The organism is Streptomyces sp. NPDC059740, from assembly GCF_042733155.1.
Lineage (GTDB): Bacteria > Actinomycetota > Actinomycetes > Streptomycetales > Streptomycetaceae > Streptomyces.
This window is the reverse complement of sequence record NZ_JBHWGP010000003.1, coordinates 119856-137443: the sequence shown is the minus strand read 5'-3', so window position 1 is coordinate 137443 and position 17588 is coordinate 119856. Positions and strand designations below refer to the sequence as shown.

The 17588-nt window shown below is 73.3% G+C and carries 14 protein-coding genes; 12 read left to right on the top strand and 2 right to left on the bottom strand.

Features of this window, described 5'->3' with window-relative positions; all coding sequences use genetic code 11:
* Nucleotides 1-114 precede the first annotated feature (114 nt).
* Together ACFV3R_RS05275 and ftsY are read left to right on the top strand one after the other, a co-directional pair.
* Nucleotides 115-1533 carry a sugar porter family MFS transporter gene (locus ACFV3R_RS05275; protein ID WP_385575820.1) on the top strand — a complete coding sequence of 473 codons (1419 nt, stop codon included), beginning with the start codon at nucleotides 115-117 and terminating at the stop codon, nucleotides 1531-1533.
* Nucleotides 1534-1679: 146 nt separating this feature from the next.
* On the top strand, nucleotides 1680-2909 hold the full coding sequence (gene ftsY, locus ACFV3R_RS05270; protein ID WP_385575817.1) for a signal recognition particle-docking protein FtsY: 1230 nt from the start codon (nucleotides 1680-1682) through the stop codon (nucleotides 2907-2909).
* A 140-nt stretch (nucleotides 2910-3049) separates the two neighbouring features.
* On the opposite strand, the gene ACFV3R_RS05265 is transcribed toward ftsY, so the two are convergent.
* Nucleotides 3050-3787 carry a bifunctional DNA primase/polymerase gene (locus ACFV3R_RS05265; RefSeq protein WP_385575814.1) on the bottom strand — a complete coding sequence of 246 codons (738 nt, stop codon included), beginning with the start codon at nucleotides 3785-3787 and terminating at the stop codon, nucleotides 3050-3052.
* 492 nt (nucleotides 3788-4279) lie between these two features.
* Between ACFV3R_RS05265 and ACFV3R_RS05260 the strand changes: the two genes are divergently transcribed.
* The 5 genes from ACFV3R_RS05260 to ffh all read left to right on the top strand — a co-directional run bounded on the left by ACFV3R_RS05260 (nucleotide 4280) and on the right by ffh (nucleotide 12432).
* Complete coding sequence (locus ACFV3R_RS05260) at nucleotides 4280-5767, top strand: hypothetical protein (protein ID WP_385575811.1); 1488 nt, start codon at nucleotides 4280-4282, stop codon at nucleotides 5765-5767.
* A gap of 353 nt (nucleotides 5768-6120) precedes the next feature.
* Entirely contained in the window at nucleotides 6121-7500 is a 1380-nt protein-coding gene (locus tag ACFV3R_RS05255) for an ammonium transporter (protein ID WP_385575808.1), read from the top strand.
* Nucleotides 7497-7835, top strand: coding sequence for a P-II family nitrogen regulator (locus ACFV3R_RS05250; protein WP_385575805.1), 339 nt, complete (start codon nucleotides 7497-7499; stop codon nucleotides 7833-7835). Before ACFV3R_RS05255 ends, ACFV3R_RS05250 begins: the two co-directional genes overlap by 4 nt.
* A 165-nt stretch (nucleotides 7836-8000) precedes the next feature.
* Entirely contained in the window at nucleotides 8001-10661 is a 2661-nt protein-coding gene (locus tag ACFV3R_RS05245; RefSeq protein WP_385575802.1) for a [protein-PII] uridylyltransferase, read from the top strand.
* Between the two features lie 229 nt (nucleotides 10662-10890).
* Entirely contained in the window at nucleotides 10891-12432 is a 1542-nt protein-coding gene (gene ffh, locus ACFV3R_RS05240; RefSeq protein ID WP_385575799.1) for a signal recognition particle protein, read from the top strand.
* A 102-nt stretch (nucleotides 12433-12534) separates the two neighbouring features.
* Here ffh and ACFV3R_RS05235 read toward each other — a convergent pair whose 3' ends face one another.
* Nucleotides 12535-13434, bottom strand: coding sequence for an SAM-dependent methyltransferase (locus tag ACFV3R_RS05235; RefSeq protein WP_385575797.1), 900 nt, complete (start codon nucleotides 13432-13434; stop codon nucleotides 12535-12537).
* Nucleotides 13435-14154: 720 nt separating this feature from the next.
* On the opposite strand from ACFV3R_RS05235, the gene ACFV3R_RS05230 reads away from it, so the two are divergent.
* The 5 genes from ACFV3R_RS05230 to trmD all read left to right on the top strand — a co-directional run bounded on the left by ACFV3R_RS05230 (nucleotide 14155) and on the right by trmD (nucleotide 17439).
* Nucleotides 14155-14745 carry a hypothetical protein gene (locus ACFV3R_RS05230; RefSeq protein ID WP_385575794.1) on the top strand — a complete coding sequence of 197 codons (591 nt, stop codon included), beginning with the start codon at nucleotides 14155-14157 and terminating at the stop codon, nucleotides 14743-14745.
* 428 nt (nucleotides 14746-15173) lie between these two features.
* Nucleotides 15174-15611, top strand: a complete 438-nt coding sequence (gene rpsP, locus ACFV3R_RS05225; protein ID WP_385575791.1) for a 30S ribosomal protein S16 — start codon at nucleotides 15174-15176, stop codon at nucleotides 15609-15611.
* A gap of 2 nt (nucleotides 15612-15613) precedes the next feature.
* Nucleotides 15614-15853 (top strand): RNA-binding protein, encoded by a 240-nt coding sequence (locus ACFV3R_RS05220; RefSeq protein ID WP_003980229.1) that lies wholly within the window; start codon nucleotides 15614-15616, stop codon nucleotides 15851-15853.
* A gap of 103 nt (nucleotides 15854-15956) precedes the next feature.
* Nucleotides 15957-16565 (top strand): ribosome maturation factor RimM, encoded by a 609-nt coding sequence (rimM, locus tag ACFV3R_RS05215; protein ID WP_385575788.1) that lies wholly within the window; start codon nucleotides 15957-15959, stop codon nucleotides 16563-16565.
* 1 nt (nucleotide 16566) lies between these two features.
* Nucleotides 16567-17439 carry a tRNA (guanosine(37)-N1)-methyltransferase TrmD gene (gene trmD, locus ACFV3R_RS05210; RefSeq protein ID WP_385575785.1) on the top strand — a complete coding sequence of 291 codons (873 nt, stop codon included), beginning with the start codon at nucleotides 16567-16569 and terminating at the stop codon, nucleotides 17437-17439.
* Nucleotides 17440-17588: the final 149 nt, after the last annotated feature.

Sequence of the window (17588 nt, the reverse complement as noted above, 5' to 3'; positions counted from 1 at the left end):
CTCTCGGCAATGTTGTTTTAACCCTTCAAGTGGTGCGTCTCCCCGAGCTGTGCCCCACTGGAAGGGCCAGCCCTCGAAACCCGGCAGCGTTGCCGGGTGCCACTGGAGAACACGTTGACCAGCACCGCGCAGCCGGCCGGGCCCGAAGGCCGCAAGGCCCATCCGGACTCCCTCGGCCACGTCATCTTCATCACCGCGGCCGCGGCGATGGGCGGTTTCCTCTTCGGCTACGACAGCTCCGTGATCAACGGCGCGGTCGAGGCCATCCGGAGCCGCTACGAGGTCGGCTCGGCCGCCCTGGCCCAGGTGATCGCCATCGCGCTGATCGGCAGCGCGATCGGCGCGGCCATCGCCGGGCGCATCGCCGACCGCATCGGCCGCATCCGGGTCATGCAGATCGCCGCCGTGCTGTTCACCGTCAGCGCCGTCGGCTCCGCGCTGCCCTTCGCCATCTGGGACCTGGCCATCTGGCGCATCATCGGCGGCCTCGGCATCGGCATGGCCTCCGTCATCGGCCCCGCCTACATCGCGGAGGTCGCACCCCCCGCCTACCGGGGGCGGCTGGCCTCGTTCCAGCAGGGTGCCATCGTCCTGGGCATCGCCATCTCCCAGCTCGTCAACTGGGGCATCCTGAACCTGGCCGACGGCAAGCAGCGGGGCCAGCTCGCCGGCCTGGAGGCCTGGCAGTGGATGCTCGGCGTGATGGTCGTGCCGGCCCTCATCTACGGCCTGCTCTCCTTCGTCATCCCCGAGTCCCCCCGCTTCCTCATCTCCGTGGGCCGCATCGACCGGGCCAAGGAGGTGCTCGGCGAGGTCGAGGGGCACCGCGTCAACCTCGACACCCGCATCGCGGAGATCCGCGAGGCCATGCGCCGCGAGCACAAGTCGACCTTCAAGGACCTGCTGGGCGGCAGGGCGGGCTTCCTGCCCATCGTCTGGATCGGCATCGGCCTCTCGGTCTTCCAGCAGCTCGTCGGCATCAACGTCGCCTTCTACTACTCCTCGACGCTGTGGCAGTCCGTCGGCATCGACCCGAGCAGCTCCTTCCTGTACAGCTTCACCACGTCGATCATCAACATCGTCGGCACCGTCATCGCGATGATCTTCGTCGACCGCATCGGCCGCCGGCCGCTGGCGCTCATCGGCTCCGCCGGCATGACCGTCGCGCTGGCCCTGGAGGCGTGGGCCTTCTCCGCCAAGACGGCCGCGGGGACCCTGCCCAGCGCGGAGGGCACCGTGGCACTGATCGCCGCCCACTGCTTCGTGCTGTTCTTCGCCCTCTCGTGGGGCGTGGTGGTCTGGGTCTTCCTGGGTGAGATGTTCCCCAACAAGATCCGTGCCGCAGCCCTCGGCGTGGCCGCCTCCGCCCAGTGGATCGCGAACTGGGCCATCACCGCGAGCTTCCCGAGCCTGTCGGACTGGAACCTCTCCGGCACCTACGTGATCTACATGATCTTCGCCGCGCTCTCGATTCCCTTCGTGCTCAAGTTCGTGAAGGAGACCAAGGGCAAGGCGTTGGAGGAGATGGGTTAACCCCCCCGCCAACCCTCTCCTCGTCACGATCAGCCGCCCCGGTTCACCCGAACCGGGGCGGCTCTCGTGTGGCCGCCGCCACTGCCGCCCGGGGTGTGTCCCGGCTGCGGTGCACGGGACGCCCGGTGGCCGATACTGGGGGGGTTATGGAAATCGTCATCCTCGCTGTAGTCATCGCTGTGGTCGCGCTCGGCGCGATCAGCGGGCTGGTAGTGAGCAGCCGCAGGAACAAGAAGCTGCCGCCGCCCCCGCCGACCACCGAAACCCGTCCCTCCGACACCTCGGCGCCTGCGGAGCCCCAGGTCGGTGAGGACGCCGAGACCCCCCGCGACGAACAACGCCGCACCATCGAAGAGGTCGAGCTGCCCGGCGCCGGAGCCACCGTCGCCGAACCGACCACCGTCGAGCCCGAGGCCCCCGCCCCCCAGGTGGAGGTCCCCGAGCCCACCGCCGGCCGCCTGGTGCGGCTGCGCGCCCGCCTCTCACGCTCCCAGTCCACCCTGGGCAAGGGCCTGCTGACCCTGCTCTCCCGGGACAACCTCGACGAGGACACCTGGGAGGAGATCGAGGACACGCTGCTCAGCGCCGACATCGGCGTCACGCCCACCCAGGAGCTCGTCGAGCGGCTGCGCGAACGCGTCCGGGTCCTGGGCACCCGCACCCCCGAGGAGCTGCGCACCCTGCTGCGCGAGGAGCTCCTGCGGGTCATCGGGACCGACCTGGATCGTAGCGTCGCCACGGACAACGTCCTCGGCGCCGACGGCCAGGAGATCCCCGGCGTGGTGATGGTCGTCGGTGTCAACGGCACCGGCAAGACCACCACCACCGGCAAGCTCGCCCGGGTGCTGGTGGCCGACGGCAAGTCCGTGGTCCTGGGCGCCGCCGACACCTTCCGAGCCGCCGCCGTCGACCAGCTCCAGACCTGGGGCGAGCGCGTCGGCGCCCGCACCGTGCGCGGACCCGAGGCGGGCGACCCCGCCTCGGTGGCCTACGACGCCGTCAAGGAGGGCATCGCCGAGTCCGCGGACGTCGTCCTCATCGACACCGCGGGACGGCTGCACACCAAGACCGGCCTCATGGACGAGCTGGGCAAGGTCAAGCGGGTCGTGGAGAAGCACGGCCCGGTCGGTGAGGTCCTGCTCGTGCTGGACGCCACCACCGGTCAGAACGGTCTGGTGCAGGCACGTGTCTTCGCGGAGGTCGTCGACATCACCGGTGTCGTGCTCACCAAGCTCGACGGCACGGCCAAGGGCGGCATCATCGTCGCCGTCCAGCGCGAACTGGGCGTCCCGGTCAAGCTCATCGGACTCGGTGAGGGCGCCGACGACCTGGCCCCCTTCGAGCCGGAGGCGTTCGTCGACGCACTGCTGGACTGAGCAGACCCCGGGCCGCCGGGACGTACACCAGGGGCCGGACCACCGCCGGGTGGTCCGGCCCCGCCGCGTTCCGGCCCGCGCCAGGCAGTGTCTTCGAAGTCCCGCCTGCCCGGCGAACGACGCTACTGTGAAGACACGACCTACCGCACCGCCTCGGGCAGCGCCCGGGCCTGCCAGGCGTCGTCGGCCCAGCGGCCCCGCCCCATCGGGCCGACGTGGCAGAGGTAGGCCAGCGTGCCCAGCAGCAGCCGGGCCTCCGGGGGGCGGTGCGCCGTGGCGGGAGTCGGTGCCCGCAGCCAGCGGACCGGCCCCACCCCGTCTACCCCGGACGGCGGGGCCATGACGTGGTCGCCCCGGCCCAGCGGCCGCAGGTCCAGCTCCGCGCCGTCCCAGCCCATGCGGTAGAGCAGGCCGGCCAGGCCCTCCACGGCACCGGGCGCCACGAGGAACCGCACCCGGCCGGTGGGGGTGAGGGCGACCGGCCCCGGCGGCAGGGCCATCCGCTCCAGCCGGCAGAGCGCCGCCCGGCCCGGGGCCTCCGGCACGTCGAGCACGTCGAAGGCGCGCCCGGCCGGGAGGAGCACGGCGGCGTCCGGGGTCTGGGACCACAGCGCCTCGGCCTCCTGCGCGGTCGCGCCCCCGGGGACCGCGGCGGCGTACCGCAACGGGTGGTCGCCCGGTTGGAGGCAGGTGGGGACGGCACAGGAACAGGTGAGCGTCCCGGCGGAGCGCACGGACCGGGCACCGGGCACCACGTCCCAGCCGTACGAGGCGTACTCCCGGACCGCAGCGGTCGTGGCGGCCCTGGCGCCCGCGGCCGAGCGGACCCGGCGCGAGCCGGCGCGGCCGTCCCTGTTACCAGCGATCGTGAAGCCCATGCCCCCTCCAACGGGTCGTGCCGGTCGGCGGTTACGAAAGGGCACCGGCCCCTCACGGTCCGTGTTCCCTCTTCCCGCCCCCTTCCCCGTGCGGCGCCTCGCCGCACGGCGTGTGGAGGCGGGTGCGGTGGTGACGGCGCGGGCCCGGCGGCACCGCGCACCTCACTCCGCTCCGCTGTTCACGGCCGGTGTCAAGTCAATCGCGTTTGCGTACGGCTGCGTTCACTCGGAGGGGTGGCGAATGGTGGCGTTTACCGAACCGGGCTCGCTGTACGGGTGATCGTAGGATTACTTTCGGTGCGCGGCCCGGTGGTCGGACGGTCGCGGGTATGCCCCAGGCACGAACCGCACCGGGGTGCCGGGGAGTTCACCCGGAGGGGCCTGGGCGGGTGGCCGGGGGCACGGCAGGATGGGCGGGGCCCGCTCGCGGGTGCGGTGGACGGGGGTGCCGGTCGCAGCGCAGGGCACGGACGGGAATCAGGAGGCGGACAGGTGAGCGACGGTGGCGGCGGCGACAAGGAGCCCAACGAGAAGCTGGGCTCGTGGTTCGTGCGCAGCGGCTGGTCCAAGGGCGAGCTGGCCCGCCAGGTCAACCGTCGAGCCCGGGAGATGGGCGCGCACCACATCAGCACCGACACCTCCCGGGTGCGGCGCTGGCTGGACGGCGAACAGCCGCGGGAGCCGATCCCGCGCATCCTCTCCGAGCTGTTCTCCGAACGCTTCGGGCAGGTCGTGGGCGTCGAGGAGCTGGGACTGCGCTCCGCCCGCCCCTCACCCTCGGTCTCCGGTGTCGACCTGCCGTGGGCCGGCCCCCAGACCGTCTCCCTCCTCAGCGAGTTCACCCGCAGCGACCTGATGCTCGCCCGGCGGGGCTTCCTCGGCAGCTCGCTCGCCCTCTCCGCCGGGCCCTCGCTGGTCGAACCGATGCAGCGCTGGCTGGTCCCCCCGCCACCGGCCCCCGGTGCCGCGCCGCAACCGGCCGGGGGCCCTCCGCCCGCCGCCTGCGCGACCGGCGAGAGGGGGGGACTCCGCATCTCCCGGCCGGAGCTGGAGCTGCTGGAGTCGACGACGACGATGTTCCGCCAGTGGGACGCCCAGTGCGGCGGCGGCCTGCGGCGCAAGGCGGTCCTCGGCCAGTTGCACGAGGTCACCGAACTGCTCCAGGAGTCCCACCCCGAGCCCGTCACGCGGCGGTTGTTCAAGGTGGCCGCCGAACTCGCACAGCTCGCCGGCTGGATGAGCTACGACGTCGGTCTGCACCCCACCGCCCAGAAGTACTTCGTGCTGGCGCTGCACGCCGCCAAGGAGGCCGGCGACAGGCCGCTGGGCTCCTACGTCCTGTCCAGCATGAGCCGCCAGATGATCCACCTCGGCCGCTGCGAGGACGCCCTCGAACTGATCCACCTGGCCCAGTACGGCAGCCGGGACGAGGCGACGCCCCGCACCCAGGCCATGCTGTATGCGATGGAGGCGCGCGCCTACGCCGGCGTCGGCCAGCCCGGCAAGGTCAAGCGGGCCGTGCGGATGGCCGAGGACACCTTCACCGACATCGCCCCCGGCGAGCCCGAGCCCGACTGGATCCGGTTCTTCTCCGAGGCAGAGCTGAACGCCGAGAACGCCCACTCCTACCGCGACCTGGCCTACGTCGCCGGCCGCAGCCCCACGTACGCCTCGCTCGCCGAGGAACCGATGGCCCGCGCGGTCCACCTGTTCGGCGCCGAGGTCGAGACCGCGGCGGGGCACCGTCGCTCCTACGCGCTGAACCTCATCGGGATGGCCACGGTCCGTCTCCTGCAACGCGAACCCGAGGCGTGCGTGGACTACGCGGAGCAGGCGCTGCCGTTCGCGCAGCAGATCCGCTCCGAACGGCTGACCAACCGGTTGCGCAAGACCGTCGACGGCGCTGCCCGGGCCTTCGGCGAGGTCGCCCAGGTGGTCGAGCTGAACCGCCGGATCGACGACCTCTCCCTCTCGGCCTGACCGGGTCCGGGACCGCCGCCCGACCCCGACCGGCTGGACGGCCGGGGACCCCGGGCGCCCTGGGTCCGCCGGGTGGTGGAACGGCTGATCGCGTCGGCACCCGTGCGCACCCCCGCGCGCCGGGTGACCGGCTCCGCGCCGAGGGTGACGGTCGGGGCGGCGTTGACGCTGGGGTCGTCGTCCGACACTCGCGTTTCACGGCGGCGTAACACGCGGGGCGCGTTCGTCACGGTGGCGAAACAACGCCGGGCACCGGCGGAAACCGCACTGCGACAAGGTCGGAGTCATACCGAAACGGCAGACTTCCGGCGGCGCCCAGTCTCACCCGCCGCATCGACGACGAGGAGACGCCGATGCCCCCAGGCATCCTGACGCTCGCGAGTGACAAGGCCGGGCTGAGCGCGGCCGACACCGGCTTCATGTTGATCTGCTCGGCACTGGTGATGCTCATGACGCCGGCGCTCGCCTTCTTCTACGGCGGCATGGTCCGGGTCAAGAGCGTCCTCAACATGCTGATGATGAGCTTCGTCAGCCTCGGCCTGGTCACCCTCCTGTGGGTGCTGTACGGCTTCAGCCTGGCCTTCGGCACCGACCACGGCGGGTTCCTCGGCTGGAACGGCGACTACCTGGGCCTCAGCGGCATCGGCAAGACCGAGCTGTGGGGCACCTACGACATCCCGGTCTACGTCTTCGCGGTCTTCCAGCTGATGTTCGCGATCATCACGCCCGCCCTGATCAGCGGAGCCCTCGCGGACCGCGTCAAGTTCACCGCATGGGCGCTCTACATCGTGCTGTGGGTCTCGGTGGTCTACTTCCCCGTCGCCCACTGGGTCTGGGGCGAGGGCGGCTGGCTCTACGACCTGGGCGTGATCGACTTCGCAGGCGGCACGGCCGTCCACATCAACGCCGGCGCGGCGGCCCTGGGCGCCATCCTCGTCATCGGCAGGCGCGTCGGCTTCAAGAAGGACCCGATGCGCCCGCACAGCCTGCCGCTGGTCATGCTCGGTGCGGGCCTGCTGTGGTTCGGCTGGTTCGGCTTCAACGCCGGCTCCTGGCTGGGCAACGGCGACGGGGTCGGCGCGGTCGCCTTCCTCAACACACAGGTCGCGACGGCCGCCGCGATGCTGGGATGGCTCGCCTACGAGAAGCTGCGCCACGGCGCCTTCACCACCCTGGGCGCCGCCTCCGGAGCCGTGGCCGGCCTGGTCGCCGTCACCCCGGCCTGCGGCGCGGTCAGCCCGTTGGGCGCGATCGCCGTGGGCGTCGTCGCCGGCGTGGTCTGCGCCATGGCGGTCGGGCTGAAATACCGGTTCGGCTACGACGACTCCCTCGACGTCGTCGGCGTCCACCTCGTCGGCGGTGTGGTCGGCTCCCTGCTCATCGGCTTCTTCGCCACCGGAGGGGTCCAGAGCGACGCCAGGGGCCTCTTCTACGGCGGCGGCCTGGAACAGCTCGGCAAGCAGGCCGTCGGCGTGGTCTGCGTCCTGCTCTACTCGATGGTCGTCTCGTTCGTCCTTGCCAAGGTCATCGACCTGGTGATGGGCTTCCGGGTCAGCGAGGACGAAGAGGTCTCCGGCATCGACCGGGCAGAGCACGCCGAGACCGCGTACGACCACTCCGGAGCCGGCGGCGGTGCCGTCCTCCGCGGCACGACCGGGATCGCCTCGCCCTCCGTGACAGCAGACGAGACCCCGGCGACGACCCCGGGCACCGCTAAGAAGGTGGACGTGTGAAGCTCATCACCGCAGTGATCAAGCCGCATCGGCTGGACGAGGTCAAGGAGGCCCTGCAGGCCTTCGGGGTCCACGGCCTGACCATCACCGAGGCCAGCGGGTACGGCCGCCAGCGCGGCCACACCGAGGTCTACCGCGGCGCCGAGTACACCGTCGACCTCGTCCCCAAGATCCGCGTGGAGGTGCTCGTCGAGGACGCCGAGGCCGAACAGGTCGTGGACGTCGTGGTGCAGGCGGCCCGCACCGGCAAGATCGGCGACGGCAAGGTCTGGAGCGTGCCCGTGGAGGACGCCGTACGGGTCCGCACCGGGGAACGCGGCCCGGACGCGCTCTGACACCCGGCGGGCGGACCGGCACGACCGGCCCGCCCGCCGCCTCCGCCCGGACCGGGTGGGGGAGCAGCCGCGGCAGCCGGCGAAGGCACCGCGCCGGGCACCGGCCGGCGGCGGGGCGAGGACACCGAGGGGGCCGACCGGGGGACGAGGAGAAGGAGCGGCGGCATGACCGAGAGCCTGAAGGACCTCAAGGAACCCGAGGACTCCGGCGGACAGGCGGGGCCCCCGGCGCAGCATCCCGCGACCGACCCGTACCCACCGGACCACCCGGGTCGCCCGGTCGCCAGGGCCTTCGAGCCGCCGAAGGCCGTCGCGTCCCAGGCGGCCCCCGCCGACGGACCCGACGGTTACGCGGCGGCCCGCCTCCGCCTCCTGCACGACACCCACCGCACCGGCACCGAACGCCGCGCCGCCCTCGCCGCCCTCACCGACGACTGGCTCGCCGCCCTGCACGCCCGGGCCGCCACCGCCACCGGCGTCACCGGCACCACGCTGCTCGCCGTCGGCGGCTACGGACGCGGCGAACTCTCCCCCCGCAGCGACCTCGACCTGGTGCTCGTCCACGACGGGGACACCGACCCCACCGCCCTCGCCGCGCTGGCCGACCGCCTCTGGTACCCGATCTGGGACCTCGGTCTCGACCTCGACCACTCCGTCCGCACGCCCGCCGAGGCCCGCCGGGCCGCCCGCGAGGACCTCAGGGTGCAGCTCGGCCTCCTCGACGCCCGCCCCCTCGCCGGCGACCGCGAACGCGGCGAACACCTGCGCACCACCGCCTACGCCGACTGGCGCGAGTCCGCCCTGCGACGCCTGCCCGAACTGCGGGAACTCGGCACGGAACGCGCCGCACGCCAGGGCGAACTCTGCTTCCTCCTCGAACCCGACCTCAAGGAGGCCCGCGGCGGCCTCCGCGACGCCACCGCCCTGCGCGCCGTCGCCGCCTCCTGGCTCGCCGACGCCCCCCGCGACGGCCTGGCGGACGCCCGCGCCCGGCTCCTCGACGTCCGCGACGCACTGCACCTGGTCACCGGCCGTGCCACCGACCGGCTCGCCCTCCAGGAACAGGACCAGGTCGCCGAGGCCCTGGGACTCCTGGACGCGGACGTGCTGCTGCGCCAGGTCTATGAGGCGGCCCGGACCATCGCCTACGCCGGCGAGGTCACCTGGCGGGAGGTCGGCAGGGTGCTGCGCTCCCGCTCGCCCCGTCCCGTCCTGCGCGCCCTGCTCCCCGGCCGGAACGCCGCGCGCACCGAACGGACACCGCTGGCCGAGGGCGTCGTCGAACACGAAGGGGAGGTCTCCCTCGCCCGCACCGCACGCCCCGAACGCGACCCCGTGCTGCCGCTGCGCGCCGCGGCCGCCGCCGCCCAGGCCGGCCTGCCCCTCTCCCGGCCTGCCCTGCGCCACCTCGCGAGCACCGCGGCAGCCCTGCCCACACCCTGGCCCGCCGAGGCCCGAGAGCAGTTCGTCACCCTGCTCGGCGCCGGTTCCCCCACCGTCGCCGTCTGGGAGGCGATGGAGGCCGAAGGACTCGTCAGCCGGCTGCTGCCCGACTGGGAACGGGTGCGCTGCCGGCCCCAGCGCAACGCCGTCCACCGCTGGACCGTCGACCGCCACCTGGTCGAGACGGCCGTCCGGGCCCGCGCCCTGACCCGCCGCGTGCACCGTCCCGACCTGCTGCTGGTCGCCGCCCTCCTGCACGACATCGGCAAGGGCTGGCCCGGGGACCACTCCGTCGCCGGGGAGACCATCGCCCGCGACACGGCCACCCGCATCGGCTTCACGGGGCGTGACGTCGACACCGTCGCCACCCTCGTCCGCCACCACCTGCTGCTCGTCGAGACCGCCACCCGCCGCGACCTCGACGACCCGGAGACGGTCAAGGCCGTCGCGGAGGCCGTCGGCTCCCCCGGCACACTCGAACTGCTGCACGCGCTCACCGAGGCGGATGCCCTCGCCACCGGGCCCGCGGCCTGGAGCGCCTGGCGCGACTCGCTCGTCCGCGACCTGGTGGGCCGCGTCGCCGCCGTCCTCGCCGGTGAGGAGGAGGCCGGTACGCCGTGGGAGCCCTCGACGGAACAGGAGCGCCTCGCGGTCGAGGCGTGCCGGACCGGTGCCCCGGTGCTCGCCCTCCACCCGCGACCCGAACGCGAGGGGGCCCCGCTCCCCGCGGCGGCCGGCGACACCACGCCCGCCGACCCGTCCGAGCCCGAGCCGGTGGGTGTGGAACTGCTGATCGCCGTGCCCCTGCCGAAGTCCGCCGGTCCCCGCGCCGCCGCCGCCCGTCCCGCGACCGCGCACGCCACCGGGGTGCTGTCGGCCGCCGCGGGTGTCCTCGCGGTGCACCGCCTCACCGTGCGGGCGGCCGACCTGCGCGCCGTGGACCCGGTCGGCGAAGGCCCGGTCCTCCTCCTGACCTGGCGGGTGGCGGCCGAGTACGGTTCGCTGCCGCAGGCCGCCCGGCTCCGCGACGACCTGGTCCGCGCGCTGGAGGGCACGCTCGACATCGAGGCGCGGCTGGCCGAACGGGAACGGGCCTACGCGCGCCGGCGCGCGGTGCCGGCCCCGCCCCCGCGGGTCACGGTCGCGCCGGGCACCTCGCTGCGGGCCACGGTCATCGAGGTCCGCGCGCGGGACGTCCACGGCCTGCTCCACCGCATCGCCCGCGCCCTGGAGGCGGCCGGCGTCACGGTGCACAGCGCCCACGTGAGCACGCTCGGCGCGGACGCCGTCGACGCCTTCTACGTCACAGGGGCCGACGGCGAGCCCCTGCCGGCTGCCGCGGCCCACCAGCTGGCGGCGGCGGTGGAAGGAGCGCTGCGCTGACCTGCGGTGGACCGGGCCCGGGCCGCCCGCCGCGGCATCCGCCGCAGGCCCGGGACGGCGCGATGCCCAGGGCGCCCACGCGGCTTTGAAGGGCGCGTCAGCCCCCGGGGCAGGTCCGCGCCCGCCTTCCGCGGCCTGGAAACCTCCCGGGCCGTTCCGCGTACTTTCGCCGGACGGATACCCTGGGGTCTCGTACCTGACCGCCCCGACACGAGGATTCGCGACCGCCGTGTTCGACACTCTTTCCGACCGCCTCGCAGCGACGTTCAAGAACCTCCGGGGCAAGGGCCGCCTTTCCGAGGCGGACATCGACGCCACGGCGCGCGAGATCCGCATCGCCCTGCTGGAGGCGGACGTCGCCCTCCCGGTGGTCCGGGCCTTCATCAAGCAGGTCAAGGACCGCGCCCTGGGCGCCGAGGTCTCCCAGGCCCTGAACCCCGCCCAGCAGGTCATCAAGATCGTCAACGAGGAGCTCGTCGGCATCCTCGGCGGCGAGACCCGGCGCCTGCGGTTCGCCAAGCAGCCCCCGACGGTCATCATGCTCGCCGGCCTCCAGGGCGCCGGTAAGACCACGCTGGCCGGCAAGCTCGCCCTCCACCTCAAGCAGCAGGGCCACGCCCCGCTGCTGGTGGCCTGCGACCTCCAGCGTCCCAACGCGGTCAACCAGCTCTCCGTGGTCGCCGAGCGCGCCGGGGTCGCCGTCTATGCGCCCGAGCCGGGCAACGGCGTCGGCGACCCGGTCAAGGTCGCCCAGGACTCCGTCGAGCACGCCCGCTCCAAGCAGCACGACGTGGTGATCGTCGACACCGCCGGCCGCCTGGGCATCGACCAGGAGCTGATGCAGCAGGCCGCGGACATTCGCGACGCGGTCCGCCCCGACGAGGTCCTCTTCGTCGTCGACGCCATGATCGGTCAGGACGCCGTCAACACCGCGGAGGCCTTCCGCGACGGTGTCGGCTTCGACGGCGTGGTGCTCTCCAAGCTCGACGGTGACGCCCGCGGTGGTGCCGCGCTCTCCATCGCGCACGTCACCGGCAAGCAGATCATGTTCGCCTCCAACGGCGAGAAGCTGGACGAGTTCGACGCGTTCCACCCGGACCGCATGGCGTCCCGCATCCTCGGCATGGGCGACATGCTCTCCCTGATCGAGAAGGCCGAGCAGACCTTCAGCCAGCAAGAGGCCGAGAAGATGGCCCAGAAGCTGGCGAAGGGCCCCAAGGAGTTCACGCTCGACGACTTCCTGGCCCAGATGGAGCAGGTCCGCAAGATGGGCTCCATCGGCAAGCTGCTCGGCATGCTGCCCGGCATGGCCCAGATGAAGGACCAGATCGACAACCTCGACGAGCGCGAGGTGGACCGCACCGCCGCGATCATCAAGTCGATGACCCCCGGCGAACGCCAGGACCCGACGATCATCAACGGCTCCCGCCGGGCCCGTATCGCCCGCGGTTCCGGTGTCGAGGTCAGCCAGGTCAAGAGCCTGGTCGAGCGGTTCTTCGAGGCCCGCAAGATGATGTCGAGGATGGCCCAGGGCGGCGGGATGCCGGGCATGCCGGGCATCCCCGGCATGGGCGGTGGCGCGGCGCGCCGCAAGAAGCAGCCCAAGAAGGCAAAGGGCAAGCAGCGCAGCGGCAACCCGATGAAGCGGAAGGCCGAGGAAGAGGCCGCCGCCGCCCGCCGGGAGAACGGCGGCAACCCGCTGGAGCTGCCGCAGGACGACCAGGCGAAGAACTTCGAACTCCCCGAGGAGTTCAAGAAGTTCATGGGCTGAACAGCCCCACCCGGCACACCGTGAGGACCCCGGCACCTGCCGGGGTCCTCACGGCGTCCGCCCACGTCCCGGCCGGGCTCCGGACGTAGCCCCGGCCCGGCCTCAGGGCGTCCGGGCGATGAGGTACCGGAAGACGTTGGACATCCACACCGTGCCGTCCGGACGCCGGTGGACGTGGAGGGCCTCGGCCACCTCCTTCTCCACCTGTCCGGGACCCGCCAGCTCCAGCGCCCGGTCGAAGAGTCCGGTGGAGAGCATGCCGCGCACCGCACTCGGCAGGTCCGCGTAACCGAACGGGCAACTGACCCGCCCCGAACCGTCCGGCAGCAGCCCCGCCCCGGCCGCCAGTTCCTCCAGCTCGTCCCGGGCGCCGGGCCGCCAGGCGGGCGGCGTCCCGTCAGCCGCCCCGTCAGCGGAGCCGCCGGTCGCCGCCGCGACCATCCGGTCGGCCACCCGGACCACGTCGGCGACCGCGCACCGCTCCTCCGGGCCCCACCCGCCGAGCACCAGGCAGGCGCCCCGCTCGGCCAGCCGGGCGGCACGGGTCAGGTCACCCGCGGGGTCGGCCACCGGCCCCGTCCAGCCCGCCGGGTGGAAGGCGGTCACCAGGTTGACCTCCCGGCGCCCCGCGACCAGGTCGGGTCCGCCGCAGGCCAGCCGGGCCGTCCCCGCGGCTCCGGCCGTGCCCCGGTCGCCGTCCGGCTGGAGGCGGACCCGGGCCAGTTCCAGCCTCGCCTCGTCACCGTCGACACCGCTCACCCGCGCGCCGCGCCCCGCGGCCATCACCAGCGCCAGGCCCGAGCCGCACCCCAGACCCAGCAGACGGGTACGGGGGCCGACGTCCAGCCGGTCGTACACCGCGTCGTACAGCGGAACGAGCATGCGCTCCTGTATCTCGGCCCAGTCGCGGGCCCGGGCTCGTGAACCGGGCACCGCGGGCGCGCCCGAGGCCTGCTGCACCTCGGGTCGCGGAAGGTCGTGCCGTACGAGGGTAGGAGTCATGGAAAACGCGCCCCAATCCGCCGAGAGCCCACCTGTCGTTGGTCTGCCGCCCCCCGTGAACGCCGCGCGCAACGCACCTGGAACAAGACAACTCCCCGTCAGACGGAGAGTCCAGGGATTGCGCCGGGGTGGCCCCCACGCGCCCCCGAATGCGCCGGGCGTCGCGCCGCGAACACCACTCCAGGAGAGCATGTACCCGCCCGTAGCGCCACGGGGCGCCGCCGCCTCCGCCCCATGAATTCCGGCCTCGCGCAGTCCCCGTCGGAAGCCCCGTCACACTCCCCTCTCGCGTCACGGGAACAGGCGCGGACGACGCCTGCCAGGGCACCGGACGGACGGCGCGCGCCCCCTGCCGAAGGGGCGCCGCCGGGGCGGCCGGGAGCGTGACGTACGGTTGCCCCCTCGGCGGACCGGCGCCCGCCGCGCTCGGGACGCCTGCCGAGAGCGGGCGGCCGAGGCCGCACCGGCCCCGCGGGGCCGGGATGTCCGGCGGCATTGCTCCGCCGGTGGACGTCGTCGAGCCGGGGCTCGTACCGGGCTTCGAGCGCCTGGGGCGTACGCGGGGGTACGTGCCGGCTTGTGAGGCGACGCCGGTCTTCTGGCGGGATGCGCGCACACCGCCGTCCACGGGGCCCATGACCGGGAACTGACTGGTACGTGCAAATTATTTGGGATGCTCCCTAATAGGAACACCAGACGACCCCGGCTCGTTGTCACGACGTGAGCACGACACCGCCTGTTCTCGCCGCCGAGCTGGCAGCCGCCTGGGCCGACATCCAACGTCACCACCCCGAGCTGCCGGATCTGGCCGCGCCCGAGTCCCTTATCGGAGAGTCCTCGTCCGCCTGCGGCGCGGAGCTCTCCTTCGAAAGGCTGCTGCACGAGGCAGTCCACGGCATCGCCGCCGCCCGCGGCGTCCGGGACACCTCACGCGCAGGCCGTTACCACAACCGCCGGTTCCTGGCGATCGCCGAGGAGTTGGGGCTCGACCACGTCGAGGACCCCCACCCCAGCAGCGGCTTCTCGCTCGTCACCCTCAACCCCGAGGCCCGCAAGCGCTACCGCCCCACCATCGAGCGGCTGAGCCGGGCGCTGAAGGCACACTCGGCCGCGGCGTCCGGCGACACCGGCCGCAGCTTCCGGGGCCCGGCGGCGCGCCACGGCTCCTCCGGCGGCGGGGTCCGCGTCAAAGCGGTCTGCGACTGCGGCCGCAACGTCCGCGTCGTCCCCTCCGTCCTGGCGCAGGCCCCCATCGTCTGCGGCGGCTGCGGCAAGCCGTTCCGCATCCCGGAGGTCGCGGCGGTCGGTTAGGTGGTCACCCCCGCCCCGTGACGTTCGGCACCTGGCACCGCTCCCTGACCCAGCCTGATCCCCATGAGGGGCCCCGCCGCGTCCCTCTCCGCAGGACCAGGCCGGAACAGCGAGCGGTGCCGGTGCGCGTCGGCAGGGGGCGGAGGGCGGCCCGTGCGGAGCGAGGTCCTCGCGGCGCTGCGGCACGGCTGCGTGCCGGTCCCGGCGCGATCAGGGACGGAAGGCTCCGGTGGCGCGGGTCAGCACTCCGTCCCGCCGCCGCGGTCCACCGCCCCGCAGGGCTGTGGCACAATGGTCAGCTGTACTCGGCAGTCGCACAGGACCCCTCTCTCCTCCGGCTGACGCGTCCGTCGGGCCCTCGAGTACCACAACCCCACGTGGCGATCTCGTCGCGGCCCACCACGTCAACACCAGGAGACACCACTCCCGTGGCAGTCAAGATCAAGCTGAAGCGTCTGGGCAAGATCCGTTCGCCTCACTACCGCATCGTCGTCGCCGACTCCCGTACCCGCCGTGACGGCCGGGCCATCGAGGAGATCGGCCTGTACCACCCGGTGCAGAACCCCTCCCGCATCGAGGTCGACTCCGAGCGTGTCCAGTACTGGCTGGGTGTCGGCGCGCAGCCGACCGAGCCGGTCACGGCCATCCTCAAGGTCACCGGCGACTGGCAGAAGTTCAAGGGTCTGCCCGCCCCGGCCCCGATGAAGGTCGCCGAGCCCAAGGCCGACAAGCGCGCCCTCTTCGAGGCCGCGGCCAAGGAGGCCGGTGACGAGCCCAAGGGCGAGGCCATCACCCCCAAGGCGAAGAAGGCGGACAAGAAGGCGGACGAGGCTGAGGCCCCGGCTGCCGAGTCCACCGAGGCCTGAGCATGCTCGAGGAAGCCCTCGAGCACCTCGTGAAGGGCATCGTCGACAACCCCGACGACGTGCAGGTTGCCTCGCGCACCCTGCGTCGCGGGCGCGTGCTGGAGGTCCGGGTCCACCCCGACGACCTCGGCAAGGTGATCGGCCGTAACGGCCGCACCGCCCGCGCCCTGCGGACGGTCGTGGGCGCCATCGGCGGACGCGGCATCCGCGTCGACCTCGTCGACGTGGACCAGGTCCGCTGACACATCGCAGCACCCGCACGGGCCGGGAGCGGCCACAGCCGCTCCCGGCCCGTGCGTGCGTGGACCGTCCGGTTCCACGTATGGGGAAGGAAGAACCACACACGTGCAGCTCGTAGTCGCGCGCATCGGGCGCGCCCACGGCATCAAGGGCGAGGTCACGGTCGAGGTCCGCACCGACGAGCCGGAGCTGCGGCTCGCCCCCGGCGCGGTCCTCACCACCGACCCGGCCGGCGTCGGCCCGCTGACCATCGCCACCGGCCGGGTCCACAGCGGCCGGCTGCTGCTGCGCTTCGAGGGGGTCGCCGACCGCACGGCCGCCGAGGCGCTGCGCGGCACCCTGCTGGTGGCCGAGGTCGACCCCGAGGAGGTCCCGGAGGACCCCGAGGAGTTCTACGACCACCAGCTCATCGACCTCGACGTCGTCACCCGCGACGGGACCGAGGTGGGCCGGATCGCCGAGATCTCCCACCTGCCCTACCACGACCTGCTGATCGTGCGGCGTCCCGACGGGAGCGAGGTGCTGGTCCCGTTCGTCTCGGAGATCGTCCCGGAGATCGACCTCGGTGAGCAGCGCGCCGTGATCGACCCGCCGCCCGGACTGCTCGACGAGAGCCGCGCCGAGGTCGCCTCCGCCCGCGAGGAGGAGGCCGCCGCGAGCACGGACGGGGACGGGGACGGGGACGAGCGCGGACCCGCGACGGGTGGTGCCTGACATGCGCCTGGACGTCGTCACGATCTTCCCCGAGTACCTCGAACCGCTGAACCTCTCCCTGGTCGGCAAGGCCCGGGCCCGCGGGCAACTGGACGTCCGCGTCCACGACCTGCGCGAGTTCACGCACGACCGCCACAACACCGTGGACGACACCCCCTACGGCGGCGGCCCCGGCATGGTGATGAAGCCCGAGCCGTGGGGTGAGGCACTCGACACCGTCCTCGCCTCGGGTCCGGCGGAGGCGACGCCGACCCTGGTCGTGCCCACCCCCAGCGGGCGGCCCTTCACCCAGGGGCTCGCCGTCGAGCTCTCCCACCGGCCGTGGCTGGTCTTCACCCCCGCCCGCTACGAGGGCATCGACCGCCGCGTCATCGAGGACTACACCGAACGCCTCGGGCCCGACGCCGTGCACGAGGTGTCGGTGGGCGACTACGTCCTGGCCGGCGGTGAGGCACCGGTGCTCGTGATGGTCGAGGCCGTCGCCCGCCTGCTGCCCGGGGTCCTCGGCAACGCCGCCTCCCACCAGGACGACTCCTTCGCCCCCGGGGTCATGGCCGACCTGCTGGAGGGCCCGGTCTACACCAAGCCCCCCGAGTGGCGCGGCCGGGACATCCCCGAGGTACTCCTCAGCGGCCACCACGGCAGGATCGCCCGCTGGCGCCGGGACGAGGCGCTGCGCAGGACCGACCTCAACCGCCCCGACCTGCTGGCCCGCACCGACCCCGCCGCCTTCGACAAGGGCGACCGGTCGATGCTCGCCGCGCTCGGCTGGGTCCAGGACGAGCAGGGCCGCTACCGGCGCGAGACCCCGCCCCGCCACGGCGCCGGGGAGGCGTCCACGGGGGACGGCGGCTCCGGGGAGACGGGCCGGTAGGCCTTCCCGGACGGCGGCCGGCACCACGATTTGGGCGCCGGCCGTGGCCCGTGGAAGAATGGGCCGCTGCCGTCCGTCCGGTGTGCGCCCCTGCCACAGGGGGAGACGACGTCCATCCGACGCAGCGGCACCCTTCACACATCCACGAT

What these genes read in the sequence shown, in the direction of transcription:
- ftsY (WP_385575817.1), top strand. Translation starts at nt 1,680, where the DNA reads ATGGAAATCGTCATCCTCGCTGTAGTCATCGCTGTGGTCGCGCTCGGC.
- ACFV3R_RS05265 (WP_385575814.1), bottom strand. Translation starts at nt 3,787, where the DNA reads ATGGGCTTCACGATCGCTGGTAACAGGGACGGCCGCGCCGGCTCGCGC.
- ACFV3R_RS05255 (WP_385575808.1), top strand. Translation starts at nt 6,121, where the DNA reads ATGCCCCCAGGCATCCTGACGCTCGCGAGTGACAAGGCCGGGCTGAGC.
- ACFV3R_RS05245 (WP_385575802.1), top strand. Translation starts at nt 8,001, where the DNA reads ATGACCGAGAGCCTGAAGGACCTCAAGGAACCCGAGGACTCCGGCGGA.
- ACFV3R_RS05235 (WP_385575797.1), bottom strand. Translation starts at nt 13,434, where the DNA reads ATGACTCCTACCCTCGTACGGCACGACCTTCCGCGACCCGAGGTGCAG.
- ACFV3R_RS05220 (WP_003980229.1), top strand. Translation starts at nt 15,614, where the DNA reads ATGCTCGAGGAAGCCCTCGAGCACCTCGTGAAGGGCATCGTCGACAAC.
- trmD (WP_385575785.1), top strand. Translation starts at nt 16,567, where the DNA reads ATGCGCCTGGACGTCGTCACGATCTTCCCCGAGTACCTCGAACCGCTG.